Below are 17,449 nucleotides of genomic sequence, written 5' to 3'. Positions count from 1 at the left end.
GACTGAAGTGCTAAAGCGTGGCGCATGGGTGCGTCAATGCCAAGCCCGGCCGCCATCCTTTGCGTCCCGGCCAAATGGGTGCAACTTTATCCGTCTGTATGGCTCAAGAGCGAATGCATGATCCTTGTAACCGGAGCGTCGGGATATGTCGGGAGCAAGACGCTTGCCGCGCTGTCGCGCCAGGGCTTTCCGGCGGCGGGTATGGTCAGGACCACCGGAAAGCGTGTAGCGGGCCTGCCTGCCGAAACGCCGTTGCGGATCGCGGACTACGACGACCCCAGGAGTTTGTTGCGCGCATTCGAAGGCGTCTCGACGCTGCTGCTCGTCTCGAGCGACGGAGACGGCCGCGATCTCCTTCGTCACCATGCCAATGCCATAGAGGCAGCCGCTTCCCGAAAAAAATCGTCGATCGTCTTCACCAGCATCATCGATATCGACGCGGACTCGCCGTTCTATTTCACACCCGTCTACCGGGATGCGGAGCGCAGGTTGCGCGAGAGCGGGCTGGCCTGGACAATCCTGAGATGCGGCCTGTATTCGGATCTTGTTCTCGACACCTGGATCAAGCCGGCCCTTTCGTCCGGAGTTCTTTCGCTACCCACGGACACTGGAGCGGTTGCGCCAATATCGCGACAGGATGTTGCCCTGGCCGCAGCGGCGGTGGTCGCGTCGCCAATGCAGCATGCAGGAAAGACTTATGAGCTGACGGGGCCACGGAAGCTGTCGTTTCACGAAATGACCGAGGCCGCAGGTTCAGCTTTCGGCCATCGTCTTGAATTCGCTCCCTGTTCACCCGCCGACTACCTTCAACGCGCCTGGGCGGAAATGCAGGATCCTTGGCCGCATGCCTTTTCGACCTTGTGCCGATCCATAGAAGAGGGCCGCTATCAACGGGTTACGAACGCCTGCGAGCATTTGACCGGGCACCCGCCAACCGACTTTCGGAAATTCGTTGAGGACACAGCCGCTTCCGAGAACGCAGGCTCGAACTGAGCCGGCATCGCGCGGTCTTGGCCACCGGCGGCACTCGATGTTAGGATTGGCCGCCAAGCCTCGAACCGGACGGTGAGCCATGCCGCAGTTTTTGCGCCTTGCCCTTGTTCTGGCCCTTGTTCTGGGTGGCCTGCTGGCCATCTGCGCCGCCAATGGTCCGGCCAGGGCGGCTGATATCGACGACCTCTACAAGTCGCAGACCATCGTCACCGGCCAAGGCGAGCCGAACCGCCAGGCAGGTTTCAAGATCTGCCTCGAGGCGGTGCTGGTCCGGGTTGCCGGCGACCAGCGCCTGACGGCAAAATCGGAGATGGCGGCACTGCGCGAAAAGGCCGGCGGCTTCGTCACCGGCTTTCGTTACCGCGACCGCATGGAAGGCATTCCGGTGCATGACGAACAGGGCACCCATGACCGGCCGCACGATCTCTTTTGCCAATACACGCCGGCGACGATCGACCCAGTTCTGGCATCTCTCGGCAGCAAACCGTGGCTGACCGAGCGGCCACGGCTGGCGATGTTTTTGACATCCGAGCAAGGCGTCAAGCATTTCGCGCTCGATGCCGATGACGAGCGCGGCGTGCTGATGCGCGAATCGTTTAGCAATGCCGCCGCACCGCTGGCCATGCAGGTGGCTTTTCCCACGGCAGCGCAGCTGTCGCAGGCTGGGCTGGACGATCAGACGCTTCGCAGCGCCGAGATGACGAAGCTGGATGCCATCGCGAAGAAGGCCGGCGCCGATCAGGCGCTTTCCGGCAGCCTCGTCTGGAGCGACAAGGAACTGGGCTGGGCCGCCGACTGGCGGCTGGCCATGGCCGGCAAGACCTATACCTGGCAGGTGCGCGGTGTCAGCTTCGATGAGGCTTTCCGCGTAGCCATGCGCGGCGCGGCGCAGATCCTGTCGGGCAACGGGCAACCCGAATAGGCCTCGACCGGATCGCTGGCACAAACGTGTCGCATTGGTCAGCGGCAAGGGCTCGTGGTAAAAGCCGCCGATCTGGAGTTTTGGCGATGAACAAATTCACCCCTACCGCGACGAATAAATTCTCGCCGGCAAAGCCAGCCGGCGTGCGCAGCGTCGACGACATCACCGGCAGCCGCCGCTTGCGCCGCATGCGCAAGGCCGACTGGTCGCGCCGTCTCGTGCAAGAGAACAAGCTCTCGGTCGACGACCTGATCTGGCCGATCTTCATCGTTGACGGCAAGAATATCCGCGAGCCGATCGCCGCCATGCCGGGGGTCTTCCGCCTGTCCATCGATCTCGCCGTCAATGAGGCCGAGCGCGCGGCAAAGCTCGGCATTCCGGCACTCGCCACCTTCCCCAATGTCGACATCTCGCTGCGCGACCAGACCGGCTCACACATCCTCGACCCAAACAACGTCATCAACCGCGCCACCCGCGCGATCAAGGACGCGGTGCCTCAGATCGGCATCATCACCGACGCCGCGCTCGACCCGTTCACCAGCCATGGCCATGACGGCATCCTGCGCGACGGCATCATCGTCAATGACGAGACGGTGGAACAGGTGACCGCCGCGGCCGTCATCCAGGCGGCAGCCGGCGCCGACATCATCGCCCCGTCCGACATGATGGATGGCCGCATCGGTGCCATCCGCGACGCGCTCGACGCCAACGGCTTTCAGGATGTCGCGATCATGTCCTATGCGACCAAATTCGCCTCGGCCTTCTACGGTCCCTATCGCGAGGCGGTGGGCACAGCCGGCCTGCTCAAGGGCGACAAGAAGACCTACTACATCGACCACGCCAATTCCGACGAAGCGGTGCGCGAGGCCGAGCAGGATCTCGCCGAGGGCGCCGACATGCTGATGGTCAAGCCCGGCCTGCCCTATCTCGACATCATCCGGCGGCTGAAGGACGAGTTCCAGATGCCGACCTTCGCCTACCAGGTGTCGGGCGAGTATTCGATGATCAAGGCCGCCGCCGCCAATGGCTGGATCGATGGCGAGAAGGCGATGCTGGAATCGCTGCTCGCCTTCAAGCGTGCCGGCTGCGACGGCATCTTGACCTATTTCGCGCCCGAAGTGGCGGAACTGCTGAAGGGATAGCTCCGACTTCTCGGCCTTTCAGGAGGTGTCACCACACTTTTGACCTGCCGGCGGTTCGTTCGGATTCCCGCTGACAACGATCCCCAGCTGCGGCTATGATATCCGCACGGTTGGAGGCGGCCGGGCAGCGGCACCTCGCACAGAGGCATGGCGAACGCCTCCAGAAGATGCTTCCTGACCCGTTTCACCTCATGTGCGCCTTTCATCGCCAAGATACTGCTTGCAATTCGCAATCAGTTTGCTAGAAAAACCAATTGCAGAATACAACTGGCTATCGAGGAGGCTCATGTCCAAACTTCGCGTCAATGCGTTTACCCTGTCACTCGACGGCTACGGCGCCGGTTCCGATCAGGATCTGCAAAATCCGCTCGGCGTCGGCGGGGAATCCCTGCACAAGTGGTTTGTCGACACCCGCACCTTCCGTGAGATGGTGCTCGGACAAGATGGCGGCACCACCGATATCAACGAGGCGTTCGCGGCGCGCAGTTTCGAGAATGTCGGCGCCTGGATCCTCGGCCGCAACATGTTCGGGCCGATCCGCGGCGAATGGCCTGATGACAATTGGAAGGGCTGGTGGGGCGACAACCCGCCCTATCATGTGCCGGTTTTCGTGCTGACCCACCACAAACGTGAACCGATCGTCATGGAAGGCGGCACGACTTTCTATTTCATCACCGACGGCATCCATTCGGCGCTTGAACAGGCAAAAGCGGCGGCTGGGGGCAAGGATGTACGGGTCGGTGGCGGTGTCGACACCATCCGCCAGTACCTGCAGGAAAAGCTGATCGACGAGATGCACCTGGCGATTTCACCGGTGCTGCTCGGCAAGGGCGAGCATCTTTTCGCCGGCCTCGATATGCTCAAGCTCGGTTATGTCTGCAGCGAGCAGGTGGCAACGCCGCTCGCCACGCACGTGGTCATCAAGCGGGTGTAAGGTGGAGAGCCAATCTCCCCCCGCGTGGGGGAGATCGCAGCTTCGTCTAACTCAGTACTTCTCCGGCACGTAGAGTTCACGCGGCAGCGTCTGACGCTCGTATTCGGGATTGAAGACGCGCTCCGGCAGCGTGATCTCTTCGTGCGGAACCTCTTCATAGGGCATCTGCTTGAGCAGGTGATCGATGCAGTTCAGCCGTGCCCGCTTCTTGTCGTTGCCTTCAACGATGAACCAGGGGGCTTCCGGGATGTTGGTGCGGACGAAAGTCTCTTCCTTGGCCTTGGTGTACTGCTCCCAGCGCACGCGCGACTGCAGGTCCATCGGCGACAGTTTCCACTGCTTCATCGGATCATGGATGCGCATCAGGAAGCGCATCTGCTGCTCCTCGTCGGTGATCGAGAACCAGTATTTGACCACGGTGATGCCCGAGCGGACCAGCATGCGCTCGAACTCCGGCACGTCGCGGAAGAACTCTTCCACCTGATCGGGCTGGGCAAAGCCCATCACCCGCTCGACGCCCGAGCGGTTGTACCAGGAGCGGTCGAACAGCACGATCTCGCCGCCGGCCGGCAGATGCGGCACATAGCGCTGGAAATACCATTGCGACTTCTCGCGTTCGGTTGGCGCCGGCAGCGCCACGACACGGCAGATGCGCGGGTTGAGCCGCTGGGTGATGCGCTTGATGACGCCACCCTTGCCGGCCGAGTCGCGGCCCTCGAAGATCACCACCAGCTTCTTCTTGTGGTAGGCGACCCAGGACTGCAGCTTGATCAATTCGGACTGCAAGGTGATCAGCTCGCGAAAATATTGCATGCGATCGATCGAAGGCGGATGCGCGTTCTTGTAGATCTTGGCGATCTCCATCGACAGCGCCGGCTCCGACATTTCGAGCTCATAGTCCTCGTCGAGCGTGTCGGCGAGCTCGGCCTCAAGCCAGTCCTTGGCAGGAGAATTCTGTTTTAGCTCGGTCATATCAGCTGCTCCGCTTGCAAGCTCTGTCGATCCACGTCCGGCGCTCCAACTCCCGGCTCATGGCCCGGAACGGCAACACCCTGAGCCGACTTCAATATAGGCGGGCAATGACGGTTTTATTGCAGCCCGAGCGTGATCACCGCCACTGCCAATCCCGCCAGGCGTGATCGATTCGTCGTCCTGGCATGGAGACAAGCCGCCCAAATTGTCCTACAAATACCGGCTACATTCGGGGCGCCCTCCCCAGCCCCCTTCCCAATGCAATCGCGAGGACTGACATGGAATACCGCACGCTTGGCCGTTCCGGGCTCAAAGTTTCGACACTGACCTTGGGAACCATGACCTTCGGAGGCAGCGGACCGTTTGCCGCCGTCGGCAATTCTGATCTCGCGGAAGCCTCCCGCATCATCGACACCTGCATCGATGCCGGCATCAACGTCATCGATACCGCCAATGTCTATTCGAACGGCATTTCGGAAGAGATCATCGGTGAAGCGCTCGGCGGCAAGCGCAAGGGCGACGTGCTGATCGCCTCCAAGGCGCGGATACGGATCGGCAAAGGTCCGAACGATGAAGGCCTGTCGCGCCATCATCTGATCCGCGAATGCGAGAAGAGCCTGAAGCGGCTCAAGACCGACGTTCTCGACATCTACTTCCTGCACGAATGGGATGGCGTGACACCGCTGGAGGAGACCATCGCCGCGCTCGACACGCTGGTTGCCCAGGGCAAGATCCGCTATGTCGGCTGTTCCAACTATTCCGGCTGGCAGGTGATGAAGGCGCTCGGCATCAGCGACAGCCATCACCAGCCACGCTTCGTCACCCAGCAGATCCACTACACGCTGGAAGCGCGCGAGGCGGAGTATGAGCTGCTGCCGATTTCCGTCGACCAGGGACTGGGCGTTCTGGTCTGGAGCCCGCTCGCCGGCGGATTGCTGTCCGGCAAATACCGCCGCGACAGCCCCACCGCCCGCCAGCTCGCCGGCTGGTCGGAACCGCCGATCCGCGACGAGGACCGGCTGTGGCGGATCGTCGACGTGCTTGTCGAGATCGGCACGCAGCGCGGCGTGTCGGCGGCGCAGGTGGCACTGGCCTGGCTGCTCGGCCGGCCAGCTGTCTCCTCGCTGGTGATCGGCGCCCGCAACGAAGTCCAGCTGAAAGACAACCTCGAGGCTGCGAGCCTGGCGCTCACCGGCGAGGAACGCGGCCGCCTCGACGCGGTCAGCCGGCCGCCTTTGCTCTATCCCTACTGGCACCAGCAATTGACGGCAGAGGACCGCTTCGGCCCCGCCGATCTGGTTCTTGACCGAAGCGGCATCTGACGAGCAAAGTTTGGTGCCGAGGCACGCGACGTCCTAACCCTGGATAAACCGCCAGACCTCTGGATCAGGCTCGATCTGGCCGCTGAGCGCGAAATACTTGTAGAGGACGAGCAGCGAGATCGCCTGCTCGTCCTGCTCGTTGGAGAATTGGCGGCAATAGGCATTAGCCGCGGCAATGATGCGTTGCGCCTCGGCCGGGTGTTGTTCGAAATAGCGCACCTTGTCCGTGATATCGGCGAAATCCGGGGCGAGCGGCACGTAGTGGACACCGGCCTCGAGTTGCTTTTCCGCAAACCATGTCTCGTATGTCGGCGGCGGCATCAGGCAGAGCGAAGTCGAATTCAGGATCCATTTGAGGTTGGTCGCCACGTCGTTGCCTTCGAGCGAGACGATATAGCGGTAGCGCAGCTGTTGGCTGATGCTGAGAAACGGCTTGCTATACTCGGCCGGCGCGTTCGGCTTGTGCGAGCCGGCGTCGCAAAACGGCAAGTCACGCACGGCGTCGATAAATCTTGTCCGTTTCGGATTGTTGAGATCGCCGCGCCAGACCACGGCCGGACGCTTGTCGGCGAATGCAGTTGCGTCGGCAGGCATATGGAAGTGCCGAAACTTGTTGAATTTCATGATGACCGCATTGCTGTCGTCAGCGCGGATCGGCCGATCCTTGACGAGCGTCGGCACGTTCGGCACCTCGATGACGTCGCCGAATTCGACGTCGACGAGCAATGCCGGATCGAAATAGCGGGCAAACTCCTTGAGGTCGTAGTAGTACATGGTCGGCGTGGAGGGCAGCTTGTCGAGACGCACTGCAGCCGGGCTAGGCGAAAACGCGTCCTGCAGCTTGTTGTAGTAATTCAGCCGCCGCCGCACCGCCTCATCCGAGAGCCTGGCCTGTTCGAGACGGCCCGCCAACCGCCGACGGAAGAGGGCCTGCGGTGCGATATCGCGCATGACGTTGCGCGCATAGTAGAAAACCCTTGCCATCGTTCGTTGTATGGTGGCCATAATTCACTTGATCAAAACAAACGGGCGGATCGCTGCGCAGTTTGTGGGCGCCCCTGCTCTCCCTACACCATTGTGCCGCGCATCTTGCAAGTCCCGGACCGTCGTCGCCACGAACAGCCCGCACTGTCGCTTCAGCTGTTGTGTTTGACGGCTAATGCTCCTAGGCAGGACCATAGCCGCGAGGCAGTGAAAAGGAGCCGATATGGCGCGACCACCAAATTACGATCAGGAACGCAAGGAACGCGACCGCCAGAAGGCGGCCAAGAAGGCCGAGAAGCTGGCAGCCAAGGTTGCGGCGCGGGAACGTTCGAAGCCCGAGGACGAAACCGAAGGCGAAACCGAAACGGCAAAGTGACGGCAAAAGGCCCGCGGATGCGGGCCATGCCTCAATCCAGATCGCCGCCCCAGATGACGGCTTGTGTCAGGCGGGCGCCTTGTCGCTGACAAAGACGTCCACTTCGCGTGCTGCCGCAATGAACGCGCGCCTGGCGTTCATCGCCGGCTTGTCGCCGGCGAGCGCGTCATGGCAGGCCTGCAGCGCCGCGCGATGCTTGGGACTGCGCTTGCCGGGCCAGCTGTTAAGGAGGTAGTCGGAAGCCTCACGAGCCGTACGCAAGAGCTGAGTGCTTCCCGCCGCGACTGACTTCACAGTCACAGGTGTTTCAAATCGGTTGTTTTCCATCGCCGCTCCTTACGCCATCGGCGGCCGCGAAGCGAGGCCGAAAGTGCGCGCAGGTCCCGACGCCGCCTTTTGCGCGCCCCATCCCTACGACTTAGGCGGCGACCACAGCAAAGCCTCTGGCGCGAAGACCACGGCGATCGTTGGCGAGCGACGTCACCAGCCGGTCGCGGCTGCCGACGATGTGGCCTGAAAGCAGGCGCGCGGCTTCATCGGCATCGCCAAGGCGCGCGGCAGCCAGAATGGCGCGATGTTCGGCCCAGGCGCGAGCAAGGGCCGCTTCGTCGCGAACCTCCAGCCAGCGCGCCCGCGACAGGCGCGTCATGGCATCGCGGACCGCCCGGAACAGGAATTCGTTGCCCGACAGACGCGCCAGTTCGATGTGAAAATCCATGCCGACACGATGCCATTCCTCGCGCGGCGTGTCGTTGTCGCAGGACTCGAGCATCGCCTCGATGACATCGACGGCGCCCCGGTCCGCCAAGGCGCATGTCAGGCGAAGTGCCGCAACCTCGACCGCCTCCCTGTAGACGGCGATCTGCTCGAGCTCGGCCAGGTTGATGGGCGACACCGTCCAGCCACGTCCGTCCCTGCCGACCAGGCCCTCGGTCTCGAGCCGCAGAAGTGCTGCCCTGACCGGGGTTCGCGAAGCGCCGATACGGCTTTCGATCCAGCGCTCGGTCAGTTTCTCGCCAGGACCGATCTCAAGGCCCAGGATCATCTGCCGAAGCTGTTTTTCGACGCTCTGCATCTGCGACATGTCGTTTCCGTCTTCCGGCCGTTTGCTGGCGATCGGCTTGTCGGCTGCGTTTCCCGATCACGTTTGAGAGGGCCACATTGACAGCGGCCGAGCTTGCGTCCATGACGGGCACCACCTTGGTATCCCAAATTGGTATCCGCAGCAACCCACGGCTCCGCATTGCTCGGACAGGACTTTTGACATGTCGCAGAACACGCCCCCGGCGACCGACAGCACCTACAACGTCCACTGGCGGCGCAATCTGTTCGTGTGCTTTGCCGGTTCGTTTTCGACGCTTGTCGCCATGACGCTGCTTTTGCCGTTCCTGCCGCTCTATATCGAGCAGCTCGGTGCCGAGGGCCACGCGGCGATCGTGCAATGGTCGGGGATCGCGTATGGCGCGACGTTCTTCGCGGCGGCACTGGTGGCGCCGCTCTGGGGACGTCTCGGCGACCGCTACGGCCGCAAGGTGATGCTGGTTCGCGCCAGCTTCGGCATGGCCATATGCATGTCGCTGACCGGCATGGTGCAGACCGTCTGGCAACTGGTGCTGCTGCGGCTGCTGATCGGTTTTGCCGGCGGCTATTCCTCGGGATCGACCATCCTCGTCGCCATGCAGACGCCGAAGGAGCGTTCCGGCTGGGCGCTCGGCCTGCTGTCAGCCGGCATCACCGCTGGAGCATTGGTCGGCCCACTGGTTGGCGGCATCTTGCCGCCGCTGATCGGCATCCGCGCCACCTTCCTGTTGTCCGGCGGCGTCATCTTCCTGGCGTTCCTGGCGACCACGTTTCTGATCAAGGAGAATCCCCGGCCGAAAACAGCAGAAGCCGCGTCGAAGCAGAAGCCGAAAGGCGGCTGGGCACAAATCCCCGACAAACGACCTGTCGTCGCCATGCTGGCGACCGGCATGCTGTTGAGTTTCGCCACCATGTCGATCGAGCCGATCATCACCGTCTATGTGCAGGAGCTCATCGAAGACCAGAGCCGCGTGACGCTGATATCGGGCGTCGTCATGTCGGCAGCGGCCCTTGGCGCCATCCTTTCGGCTTCGCATCTCGGCAAGCTCGCCGACCGCGTCGGCCACTGGAACGTCATCATTGGCGCGCTTGCCGTCTCGGCGCTGCTGCTGATCCCGCAGGCCTTCGTCACGCAGAGCTGGCAACTCATCGGCCTGCGCTTCCTGATGGGCCTGGCGCTGGGCGGGCTCTTACCCTGCATCACCAGCGTTATCCGTCATAATGTGCCCGATGGCGTCGGCGGCAACGTGCTCGGGCTGTCGATCTCCGCCCAGTATGTCGGGCAGGTCGCCGGCCCCTTGCTGGGCGGCTTTGCCGGTGGCCATTTCGGCATGCGTTCGGTGTTTCTGGGCACATCCGTCTTGATGGCCGGAGGCGCGGTGTATAACTGGCTGGCGCAGTCACGCCGCGAGCAGGACATGCTCGCCAACGCCGGCAAGCCCTGACGGGGCTGGGTATATTCCTCTTGATATAACGGAGCCACGGACATGAGCATGGCCGAGCAACCTTCCGGCAACAGCGGCCGTATCCTCGTCCTGGCCGGGGGCCTCTGTGGCGCCGCCGGCGTGGCGCTGTCGGCCGCGGCGGCGCATCTGGGCGGGGTCTTCGTCGGCACCGCCGCATCCTTCCTGCTCATGCATGCGCCGGTCTTCCTCGCCGCCGGATTGCTTGGCGCGAACCGGATCCTGCGAGTGGGAAGCCTGACCCTCCTGGTTGGCCTTCTGTTGTTCTGCGGCGACCTGCTGGCTCGCGATTTCATCGGCTCACGGCTGTTCCCGCTGTCGGCGCCGATCGGCGGCACCTTGCTCATCGCCGGCTGGCTAGCGATCGCTGCCTCCGCGCTGGTGCGCGCGCGTTCCTGACGCCTCCGGGCGCCCTGCCCGATACCAGGCCGCGGCCGTCAAACGTCGTTTGCGGAACAATCAGTCCTGCCGGCGCTCGGGCTGGACAAGCGATTCGCGATTGCGCCGCCGCAACCTCGCCAACCGACGCCCCTCCGGCCGTTCAGCCGGCGCGATGCCCCAATAGTTGCGATAGATGTCTTCGAACAGATAGCTCACGGGATGCATGACATGCACTCCTTTCAATGCTTGAATCGATCCAATCGACAGGCGCGAAAACCGACCGGATCAGCTCCGCTTGCGCTCTACGAGGAACCGCAGCTCGCGAACCCATGGGCTGGCCTTGCCACGGCGCCCTTGCGTCGCGGCATTCGACGAGATGCTCCAGTCGTTGCGGTAAATGTCTTCGAACAGAAAACTGACGGGGTGCATGACATACGTCCTTTCCTACGAGTTGAATCGATCCAATATATGAAACGAAACGTGGCTTTGGATCGATTCAACAATACGTCTTGCCAACCCCTTGATCAAGCCAGAATTTGAACCGATCCAACGAAAGTGTTAGAGGGGATGAATTCAGGAGAAGAAAATGGCGCCATTGGCCTCTGGAAAGACAAGACCGGTCCGGCTGGCGGACATTGCCAAAGCGGCCGGCGTCTCGCATGGCACCGCGTCCAACGTGTTCGCCCGCCCGGAGATCGTGCGCGAGGAGGTCCGAGAACGGGTCAAGGCGGCAGCCGAGGCTATGGGATATGGTGGACCCGACCCCAAGGGCCGGCTGCTGCGCGCCGGCAAGGTCAACGCCATCGGTGTCGCGACCGCGGAGCCGCTGTCCTACTTCTTCGACGACCCTTTCGCCCGGGTGATGATGGCCAGCATCTCGCAGGCTTGTGACGCGACCGGCGCCGGGATTTCGTTGGTATCCGCCGCCAACAGCGAACAGCTCGCCTGGAACATCCAGAGCGCGCTGGTCGATGGCTTCATCGTGTTCTGCATCGATGGCGGTTCAAAGCTGGTCGAACTGGCGCGTGAACGCAAGCTGCCTTTTGTGGCGCTCGATCTCGATTCAGACGATGACGAGGCGGTCGCCGCCATCGGTGTCGACAACATCGCCGGGGCCGGCCTAGCGGCCCGACATCTGACCGAGCTCGGCCATCGTCGCTTTGCGGTGCTTGCCCTGCCCGTCGCGGACTCCGGCTTCGGCCCCACCACACAGGAGCAAGTGGAGAAGGCTTTCTATTCCGGGACGCGTGACCGCCTGCGTGGCTACTTCGCGGAACTCTCCCGCGTCGACATCGACGTCTCGCGTGTGCCGATCTACGAAACGGTCAATGACGAGGAGAGTGTGTGGGCCGGCCTTGACCATATTTTCGCCGGCGCCGAGACACCGACCGCAATCCTGGCCATGTCGGACAGGATTGCCTTGCATGCATTGGACTGGCTGCGGCAGCATGACATCACGGTGCCGGGCGACGTTTCGATCGTCGGCTTCGACGGTGTCCCGGAAGGAGCGGTTTCCAAGCCGCCGTTGACCACAATCGTCCAGCCGATCGCAGAGATGGGCCGCCTTGCCGTCAAGGCGATCCTTGAAAATGACGGCTCGCCCACCAGCCGGCAATTGCTGCCGGTCGAACTCGTGGTGCGAGCCTCATCCGGCCCCTCGTCCACCTGAAACGCCTGACGCCTCAATGCCCCATTCTTGTCGCCATCGACGACATGCCGAAGGACGCATGGACGGGCGGAGCCGCGTTGCGCGCGGGCCTGCTTTTCCCCGACCAGCCGAGGCCCGAAAGCCATTCGAGATAGTAGGCGACCGCGAACTGCATGACGATGCCGGCCGATATCAACAGGCTGTCATAGGCAAATCCGCCCGGATTGATCAGCTTCAGCACCTGCGCCGCCATTGCGAGCACCGTTCCGGCAATGAAAACCGGCAGCGATCGTTTGCCCAATATGGCAAGCGGATGATCGCGCCCGGTGCGGAACAGATTCGAGATGGCGGGGAATGCCACGATCAGGTAGCTCACCGCCAGGATATGCAGCAGTCTCGGCAATGACAGGAACGTCTTGTCGAAGCCGGTCAGCACCGGAGGCAGGCCAAACCAGGAGATCTGCCCCCAGAGCGGGCTGTGCACCCAGACCAGCGCGGTCGCGGTGTAGGCCAAGGCCGCGCCAACCAGCCAGCGATTGACCGGGATGGTGCCACCGCGACGCACATGCAGCGTGCCCGCCAGGCCGATGTTGAAAAGAAACTGCCACGACAACGGATTGAGAAACCAGAAGCCGGGCTCGGGATAGTTGGGCGGAGCAATCTGGTAGATCCCAGCGACCAGCCACAGTGCGCCGGACGCGACCAGTGCCAGGACCGGCCGATAACTGACGAAGAGCAGGAAGACCGGCGTCAGCAAAAGCAGCACGGCATAGACCGGCAGGATGTTGTTGTAGCCGAGCTGGTGGCCGAGCGTCACGATGCCGATCAGCACTTGTGGGGTATTCTTGATCAACGGCTCGATGTTGATCATCGTCAAAAGCTCCGGCCGCCTGGCGAACACTGCCGCGGCGCAGAAGATGGCCATCACCACCATGGTGGTGACGATGTGGGTGGCATAGAGCACACCGGCGCGACGCCACATCTTCAACGTTGCCAGCAGCCGATTTCCAGGCTGGAATTTCTTGCCGTAAGCGAGCGCGACCGAGATGCCGGAGATCAGCACGAAGACCTCCGCCGCGTCCGAGAAGCCCAAGTTCTTGTAGGTCAGAGACTCGAAGGCGGTACCCGGCACATGGTCGACATAGATGGTCAGCAGAGCGAGAGCGCGCAACACATCGATGCGCGTATCGCGGTCTGAGACACGCATATCGCGGTCTGGGACACGCGAATGGCGGTCCGGGGAAATCTGGGTGGTCATCGACAAAAGGCCTCAAAGCTGGTTGTTCATGCCGGCAATGCGACCCCCGGCGCACCGCTTCGATTCCTCCCGAAGCAATGGTATCGGTGAAGAAACGGACTGTAATGCGCCCGGTTCAATCAACTTTCGCGGAGCTTGAAAATATTGCGTTTTGAAGCCGGCAAACTGATGGGAATCATCATGAAATCAAAAGGATGAGGTCATGACCGAAAGGACCCCACAAGATGGTGCGCTGCGGCGTGATCTCGCCTTCAGCTACCGCATTTACAGCCCCGCGGATTCAACCGGCGACTGCCTCTTCCTGCTGCATGGGTCGGGTGTCGACGAGACGACATTGGTGCCGCTGGCAAGAGAGATCGCGCCGCGTGTCGTGCTGATCGCCGTGCGCGGCCGCATCGTCCAGGAAGACGGTTTCCGCTGGTTCGCGCGCATCACGCCGACGCGTTTCGAACAGCAGAGCATCCGCACCGAAACCCAGGCATTTGCGGGCTTCGTCGCTGACGCGGCCACACGCCACGATCTCGACCTCTCCCGCACGATTTTCCTCGGCTATTCGAACGGCGCCAATCTGGTTTCGAGCCTGATGCTGCTGCATCCGGGCCTGGTCGAACGCGCCGCGTTGCTGCGGCCGATGCCGGTGCTCGATGACGTGCCGGCGACGGATTTGTCCAAGGTGCGAGTGCTGATCGTCGCCGGCGCCGCGGATATCACCTATGCGCCCTTCGCCCCTGCTCTGGTGACATTGCTCAGCCAGCATGGCGCGGAGATCGATGCGCGGATTGTTGTATCGGGTCATGAATTCGGCAGCGCCGACGCCGCGATCGTCAGGCAGTGGCTGGCGAAATCGGCCGCGGTGGCGCAGGCAGGCTGACAGGCCTTCGATATTCGGCCTGCTCCTCCATAGCTGCAGCTCCGGCTATCCCCGTCCCATCCTGTTCCAGGCATCCAGGCCGGCGATCTTGTAGGCTTCGGCGAGCGTCGGATAGTTGAAGGTGTTGTTGACGAAGAAGTCGACGGTGCCGCCAAGATTGATCACCGCCTGGCCGATGTGAATGAGCTCGGTGGCGCCCTCGCCGACGATGTGCGCGCCGAGCAAGCGGCGCGTTTCGATCGAAAACAACAGCTTCAGGAAACCGGTGTTGACGCCCATGATGTGGCCCCGCGAGGTCTCGCGAAAACGCGCCACGCCGACCTCATAGGCCGCACCGCTCTCGCGCACCTGTTCCTCGGACTGGCCGACCGTCGAAATTTCCGGCACCGCGTAGATGCCGTAGGGAAAGGTCTCCGGTGGTGGCGGCAGCGGCACACCGAAAGCATGGCAGGCCGCCACCCTGCCCTGCTCCATCGAAGTCGAGGCCAGGCTCGGAAAGCCTATGACGTCGCCGGCGGCGTAGATGTTGGGCACGCTGGTCTGGAAGGACTGTGGATCGACCTTGATACGCCCTCTGGAGTCGGCGTCGATGCCGACGACATCCAGGCCCAGGCTGCCGACATTTCCGGTGCGGCCGGCGGCGTAAAGCACGACCTCGGAGCGAATGGTGCGGCCATCGGCCAGTTCCACTTCGGCGGCGTCAGGCTTGGAGCGGATTTCCTTCACCGCGCTGCCCAGCCGGATCGTCATGCCGCGATCGCGCATCTGGTGGATGAAATCGTCGACGATCTCGCGGTCGACGAAATCGAGGATGGAGTTGCGCGGCTCGACCAAGGTTACCGGCACGTCGAGCGCGGAAAAGATCGTCGCATATTCGACGCCGATGACGCCGGCGCCGATCACGGTCAGCGTACGCGGTAAGCGATCAAGCTCCAGCATCTCGTCGCTGTCGAAGACGCGCGTCTTGTCGAAAGGCACATCGCGCGGCCGGTGCGGCCTGGTGCCGACCGCGATCAGCGCATTGGCAAAACCAACCTCGCTGTAGTCGCCCGTGTCGGTGGTCAGGCTGACCTTGTTGGGACCGAGAAATTTCACCGCGGCGCGGGCGCTCTTGACCGTGTTGCGCATGAACTGGTGCTGCAGCACCTCGACCTCGTGGTCGAGCGTCTTGTGCAGGCGTTCGACTAGATCGCCGACCGAGATGTCCTGCTTGACCCGGTAGCCGCGTCCATAGAAGCCGCGCTCGCGCCAGCCCGAGAGGTTGAGCACGGTTTCGCGCAGCGTTTTCGATGGAATGGTGCCGGTATGCACCGAGACACCGCCCAGACGCCGGCCGCGGTCGACCACCAGCACCGATTTGCCGAGCTTGGCCGATTGCACCGCGGCACGGCGACCGGAAGGGCCGCTGCCGATGACCAGCATATCGTAGTCCATCTTGCCCGTCCCCTACCCCCGAGCGCTTTGTGCGCCGCAGCAAGCTAATGCGATCCGCGCCGCAAATTCAACCGGTTCAGATTGCATCTCACGCTGTTTGAACTCGTGCGCCGCAAAAAGCCCGATCTTGATTCCGCGGCAGGCCCTCACCATTTCATTGCTGAGCGGCCCGCACCCTATGCAGGGTCCCTGTTACGAGGAAATGACATGAACGCGCGCGTTCTCGACGGCGAAATCATCACCAGCAGGCTTGACGATGTCAGGGCCTATGACGGCGTGCGCACGAAGCGCATCCTGGCCTTCGTGATCGACTACATCATCGTCGCGCTGCTCACCATTCCGTTTGCCATTCTGGTGTTCTTCCTCGGGCTTTTGACCCTCGGCCTTGGCTGGATGCTGTTCGGCGTCCTGGTGCCGGCCGTCGCCATCCTCTACATCTGGAACACGCTGGGCAGCACCGACCAAGCCACCACGGGCATGAAGATGATGGGCATCCGCCTCGACCGACTCGACGGCAGGCCGATCGACGGTCTCACCGCGGTGGTCCATTCGGTGCTGTTCTGGGCGGGCAACGTCATCCTGTCGCCGCTGGTGCTGCTGGTGACGCTGTTTTCCGACCGCAAGCGCACCTTGCACGACCTTTTGCTGGGTACGGTCGTCAGCCGTACCGACCGCTGAAAAGGCCCTCTGAAGAGCAGTCGCGACCGATTGAGCGCAAATATGAAGGCGTCGAGTCCACCACGCCTCCACAATCCTGTTGAATTTTTCGCCGTCCGAGCCAAAGGTAGAGCGATTCGAAGGAGTGTTTCCAAGGCTCGATGACGCACCATCCGACTCAGTCGCCGCAATTCTTCCTGACCGCGCCGTCGCCGTGTCCCTATCTCGACGGCCAGTTCGAACGCAAGGTGTTCACGCATCTGGTCGGCGACAAGGCGGCGGAGATGAACGACCTGTTGACGCAAGGCGGCTTCCGGCGCTCGCAGAACATCGCCTACAGGCCGGCATGCGAGACGTGCCGCGCCTGCGTTTCGGTTCGCATCCTCGCCCACGAATTCGTCGCCAGCCGCAACATGAAGCGCGTGCTGCAGCACAATTCCGACCTCGTCGGCCACATGCACAACGCCGAGCCCTCGACCGAACAATATTCCCTGTTCCGCAGCTACCTCGATGCCCGCCACCGCCGTGGCGGCATGTCCGACATGACGGTGCTCGACTATGCCATGATGGTCGAGGACACCCATGTCGACACCAAGGTGATCGAGTATCGGCGGCGCGGACCCGACACCTTCATCACCGGCAAGGGACAGGGTGAGCTGATCGCGGTGGCGCTCACCGACAAGATGGCCGACGGCCTGTCGATGGTCTATTCCTACTTCAATCCCGATTTCGAAGAGCGGTCGCTCGGCACGTTCATGATCCTCGACCACATCGCCCGCGCCAGGGCGATGGGCCTGCCCCATGTCTACCTCGGCTACTGGGTCAACGGCTCGCGCAAGATGAATTATAAGATGCGCTTCATGCCGCAGGAACATCTCGGCCCGAAAGGCTGGGAGCGCTACACCAACGAAGCGGTCACGCGCTAATTATCCTTTCCCAAGTCCGGGCCTAAACATTTTCACTTGAGATGATGCCGGTCTTTCCGCTGGTTGACGGAGAGCGTGCGATTGCG

The 17,449-nt window shown here is 62.4% G+C and carries 20 protein-coding genes; 12 read left to right on the top strand and 8 right to left on the bottom strand.

What is annotated here, in order from left to right; translation table 11 throughout:
* The first annotated feature begins 78 nt into the window (after window positions 1-78).
* From ASD12_RS27335 to ASD12_RS27320, 4 genes are all read left to right on the top strand, one after another.
* Window positions 79-993, top strand: coding sequence for an NAD(P)H-binding protein (locus ASD12_RS27335; protein ID WP_162252294.1), 915 nt, complete (start codon window positions 79-81; stop codon window positions 991-993).
* A gap of 79 nt (window positions 994-1,072) precedes the next feature.
* Window positions 1,073-1,915 (top strand): DUF2066 domain-containing protein, encoded by an 843-nt coding sequence (locus ASD12_RS27330; protein WP_056594039.1) that lies wholly within the window; start codon window positions 1,073-1,075, stop codon window positions 1,913-1,915.
* Between the two features lie 86 nt (window positions 1,916-2,001).
* On the top strand, window positions 2,002-3,057 hold the full coding sequence (gene hemB / locus ASD12_RS27325; protein WP_056594036.1) for a porphobilinogen synthase: 1,056 nt from the start codon (window positions 2,002-2,004) through the stop codon (window positions 3,055-3,057).
* Between the two features lie 286 nt (window positions 3,058-3,343).
* Window positions 3,344-3,991 carry a dihydrofolate reductase family protein gene (locus ASD12_RS27320; RefSeq protein WP_056594033.1) on the top strand — a complete coding sequence of 216 codons (648 nt, stop codon included), beginning with the start codon at window positions 3,344-3,346 and terminating at the stop codon, window positions 3,989-3,991.
* Window positions 3,992-4,042: 51 nt separating this feature from the next.
* Here ASD12_RS27320 and ppk2 read toward each other — a convergent pair whose 3' ends face one another.
* The gene (gene ppk2 / locus ASD12_RS27315) at window positions 4,043-4,963 is read right to left on the bottom strand and encodes a polyphosphate kinase 2 (RefSeq protein ID WP_056594030.1); all 921 of its coding nucleotides are present in this window, start codon (window positions 4,961-4,963) and stop codon (window positions 4,043-4,045) included.
* Window positions 4,964-5,241: 278 nt separating this feature from the next.
* Here ppk2 and ASD12_RS27310 point away from each other — a divergent pair, with 278 nt between their 5' ends.
* The gene (locus ASD12_RS27310; RefSeq protein ID WP_056594028.1) at window positions 5,242-6,285 is read left to right on the top strand and encodes an aldo/keto reductase; all 1,044 of its coding nucleotides are present in this window, start codon (window positions 5,242-5,244) and stop codon (window positions 6,283-6,285) included.
* A 33-nt stretch (window positions 6,286-6,318) separates the two neighbouring features.
* On the opposite strand, the gene ASD12_RS27305 is transcribed toward ASD12_RS27310, so the two are convergent.
* Window positions 6,319-7,290: a glycosyl transferase family 90 gene (locus ASD12_RS27305; protein WP_056594025.1), complete on the bottom strand. Its 972-nt coding sequence runs from the start codon at window positions 7,288-7,290 to the stop codon at window positions 6,319-6,321.
* Between the two features lie 202 nt (window positions 7,291-7,492).
* Between ASD12_RS27305 and ASD12_RS34975 the strand changes: the two genes are divergently transcribed.
* Entirely contained in the window at window positions 7,493-7,645 is a 153-nt protein-coding gene (locus ASD12_RS34975) for a hypothetical protein (RefSeq protein ID WP_081738829.1), read from the top strand.
* Between the two features lie 66 nt (window positions 7,646-7,711).
* Here ASD12_RS34975 and ASD12_RS27300 read toward each other — a convergent pair whose 3' ends face one another.
* Window positions 7,712-7,972 (bottom strand): DUF982 domain-containing protein, encoded by a 261-nt coding sequence (locus ASD12_RS27300; RefSeq protein WP_013532263.1) that lies wholly within the window; start codon window positions 7,970-7,972, stop codon window positions 7,712-7,714.
* Between the two features lie 91 nt (window positions 7,973-8,063).
* Entirely contained in the window at window positions 8,064-8,729 is a 666-nt protein-coding gene (locus ASD12_RS27295; RefSeq protein WP_056594022.1) for a GntR family transcriptional regulator, read from the bottom strand.
* A gap of 181 nt (window positions 8,730-8,910) precedes the next feature.
* Here ASD12_RS27295 and ASD12_RS27290 point away from each other — a divergent pair, with 181 nt between their 5' ends.
* Together ASD12_RS27290 and ASD12_RS27285 are read left to right on the top strand one after the other, a co-directional pair.
* Window positions 8,911-10,170 carry a multidrug efflux MFS transporter gene (locus ASD12_RS27290; protein WP_056594018.1) on the top strand — a complete coding sequence of 420 codons (1,260 nt, stop codon included), beginning with the start codon at window positions 8,911-8,913 and terminating at the stop codon, window positions 10,168-10,170.
* A 42-nt stretch (window positions 10,171-10,212) separates the two neighbouring features.
* Window positions 10,213-10,587, top strand: a complete 375-nt coding sequence (locus ASD12_RS27285) for a DUF423 domain-containing protein (protein WP_056594015.1) — start codon at window positions 10,213-10,215, stop codon at window positions 10,585-10,587.
* Between the two features lie 60 nt (window positions 10,588-10,647).
* Here the strand turns inward: ASD12_RS27285 and ASD12_RS34970 are convergent, their stop codons facing one another.
* A complete protein-coding gene (locus ASD12_RS34970; protein WP_082525713.1) occupies window positions 10,648-10,794 on the bottom strand; it encodes a hypothetical protein in 147 nt (48 codons plus the stop codon).
* Between the two features lie 60 nt (window positions 10,795-10,854).
* Window positions 10,855-10,998, bottom strand: coding sequence for a hypothetical protein (locus tag ASD12_RS34965; RefSeq protein WP_082525712.1), 144 nt, complete (start codon window positions 10,996-10,998; stop codon window positions 10,855-10,857).
* A gap of 157 nt (window positions 10,999-11,155) precedes the next feature.
* Here ASD12_RS34965 and ASD12_RS27280 point away from each other — a divergent pair, with 157 nt between their 5' ends.
* Window positions 11,156-12,238, top strand: a complete 1,083-nt coding sequence (locus tag ASD12_RS27280) for a substrate-binding domain-containing protein (protein WP_056594012.1) — start codon at window positions 11,156-11,158, stop codon at window positions 12,236-12,238.
* Window positions 12,239-12,251: 13 nt separating this feature from the next.
* On the opposite strand, the gene ASD12_RS27275 is transcribed toward ASD12_RS27280, so the two are convergent.
* Window positions 12,252-13,475, bottom strand: coding sequence for an OpgC family protein (locus tag ASD12_RS27275; RefSeq protein ID WP_056594010.1), 1,224 nt, complete (start codon window positions 13,473-13,475; stop codon window positions 12,252-12,254).
* Between the two features lie 202 nt (window positions 13,476-13,677).
* Here ASD12_RS27275 and ASD12_RS27270 point away from each other — a divergent pair, with 202 nt between their 5' ends.
* Window positions 13,678-14,346 (top strand): alpha/beta hydrolase, encoded by a 669-nt coding sequence (locus tag ASD12_RS27270; protein WP_056594007.1) that lies wholly within the window; start codon window positions 13,678-13,680, stop codon window positions 14,344-14,346.
* Between the two features lie 45 nt (window positions 14,347-14,391).
* Here ASD12_RS27270 and sthA read toward each other — a convergent pair whose 3' ends face one another.
* On the bottom strand, window positions 14,392-15,780 hold the full coding sequence (sthA, locus tag ASD12_RS27265; protein WP_056594004.1) for a Si-specific NAD(P)(+) transhydrogenase: 1,389 nt from the start codon (window positions 15,778-15,780) through the stop codon (window positions 14,392-14,394).
* Between the two features lie 207 nt (window positions 15,781-15,987).
* Between sthA and ASD12_RS27260 the strand changes: the two genes are divergently transcribed.
* Both ASD12_RS27260 and ASD12_RS27255 read left to right on the top strand, forming a co-directional pair.
* The gene (locus ASD12_RS27260) at window positions 15,988-16,458 is read left to right on the top strand and encodes an RDD family protein (protein ID WP_056594001.1); all 471 of its coding nucleotides are present in this window, start codon (window positions 15,988-15,990) and stop codon (window positions 16,456-16,458) included.
* Between the two features lie 140 nt (window positions 16,459-16,598).
* Window positions 16,599-17,363 carry an arginyltransferase gene (locus ASD12_RS27255; RefSeq protein ID WP_056593998.1) on the top strand — a complete coding sequence of 255 codons (765 nt, stop codon included), beginning with the start codon at window positions 16,599-16,601 and terminating at the stop codon, window positions 17,361-17,363.
* The last annotated feature ends 86 nt before the right edge of the window (window positions 17,364-17,449 follow it).

The organism is Mesorhizobium sp. Root102 (assembly GCF_001425625.1).
GTDB lineage: Bacteria > Pseudomonadota > Alphaproteobacteria > Rhizobiales > Rhizobiaceae > Mesorhizobium.
The sequence above is the reverse complement of the archived record's forward strand: the minus strand, read 5'-3'. Positions and strand labels throughout refer to the sequence as shown.

What these genes read in the sequence shown, in the direction of transcription:
- ASD12_RS27330 (WP_056594039.1), top strand. Translation starts at nt 1,073, where the DNA reads ATGCCGCAGTTTTTGCGCCTTGCCCTTGTTCTGGCCCTTGTTCTGGGT.
- hemB (WP_056594036.1), top strand. Translation starts at nt 2,002, where the DNA reads ATGAACAAATTCACCCCTACCGCGACGAATAAATTCTCGCCGGCAAAG.
- ASD12_RS27320 (WP_056594033.1), top strand. Translation starts at nt 3,344, where the DNA reads ATGTCCAAACTTCGCGTCAATGCGTTTACCCTGTCACTCGACGGCTAC.
- ppk2 (WP_056594030.1), bottom strand. Translation starts at nt 4,963, where the DNA reads ATGACCGAGCTAAAACAGAATTCTCCTGCCAAGGACTGGCTTGAGGCC.
- ASD12_RS27310 (WP_056594028.1), top strand. Translation starts at nt 5,242, where the DNA reads ATGGAATACCGCACGCTTGGCCGTTCCGGGCTCAAAGTTTCGACACTG.
- ASD12_RS27305 (WP_056594025.1), bottom strand. Translation starts at nt 7,290, where the DNA reads ATGGCCACCATACAACGAACGATGGCAAGGGTTTTCTACTATGCGCGC.
- ASD12_RS34975 (WP_081738829.1), top strand. Translation starts at nt 7,493, where the DNA reads ATGGCGCGACCACCAAATTACGATCAGGAACGCAAGGAACGCGACCGC.
- ASD12_RS27300 (WP_013532263.1), bottom strand. Translation starts at nt 7,972, where the DNA reads ATGGAAAACAACCGATTTGAAACACCTGTGACTGTGAAGTCAGTCGCG.
- ASD12_RS27295 (WP_056594022.1), bottom strand. Translation starts at nt 8,729, where the DNA reads ATGTCGCAGATGCAGAGCGTCGAAAAACAGCTTCGGCAGATGATCCTG.
- ASD12_RS27290 (WP_056594018.1), top strand. Translation starts at nt 8,911, where the DNA reads ATGTCGCAGAACACGCCCCCGGCGACCGACAGCACCTACAACGTCCAC.
- ASD12_RS27285 (WP_056594015.1), top strand. Translation starts at nt 10,213, where the DNA reads ATGAGCATGGCCGAGCAACCTTCCGGCAACAGCGGCCGTATCCTCGTC.
- ASD12_RS34970 (WP_082525713.1), bottom strand. Translation starts at nt 10,794, where the DNA reads ATGCATCCCGTGAGCTATCTGTTCGAAGACATCTATCGCAACTATTGG.
- ASD12_RS34965 (WP_082525712.1), bottom strand. Translation starts at nt 10,998, where the DNA reads ATGCACCCCGTCAGTTTTCTGTTCGAAGACATTTACCGCAACGACTGG.
- ASD12_RS27280 (WP_056594012.1), top strand. Translation starts at nt 11,156, where the DNA reads ATGGCGCCATTGGCCTCTGGAAAGACAAGACCGGTCCGGCTGGCGGAC.
- ASD12_RS27275 (WP_056594010.1), bottom strand. Translation starts at nt 13,475, where the DNA reads ATGACCACCCAGATTTCCCCGGACCGCCATTCGCGTGTCCCAGACCGC.
- ASD12_RS27270 (WP_056594007.1), top strand. Translation starts at nt 13,678, where the DNA reads ATGACCGAAAGGACCCCACAAGATGGTGCGCTGCGGCGTGATCTCGCC.
- sthA (WP_056594004.1), bottom strand. Translation starts at nt 15,780, where the DNA reads ATGGACTACGATATGCTGGTCATCGGCAGCGGCCCTTCCGGTCGCCGT.
- ASD12_RS27260 (WP_056594001.1), top strand. Translation starts at nt 15,988, where the DNA reads ATGAACGCGCGCGTTCTCGACGGCGAAATCATCACCAGCAGGCTTGAC.
- ASD12_RS27255 (WP_056593998.1), top strand. Translation starts at nt 16,599, where the DNA reads ATGACGCACCATCCGACTCAGTCGCCGCAATTCTTCCTGACCGCGCCG.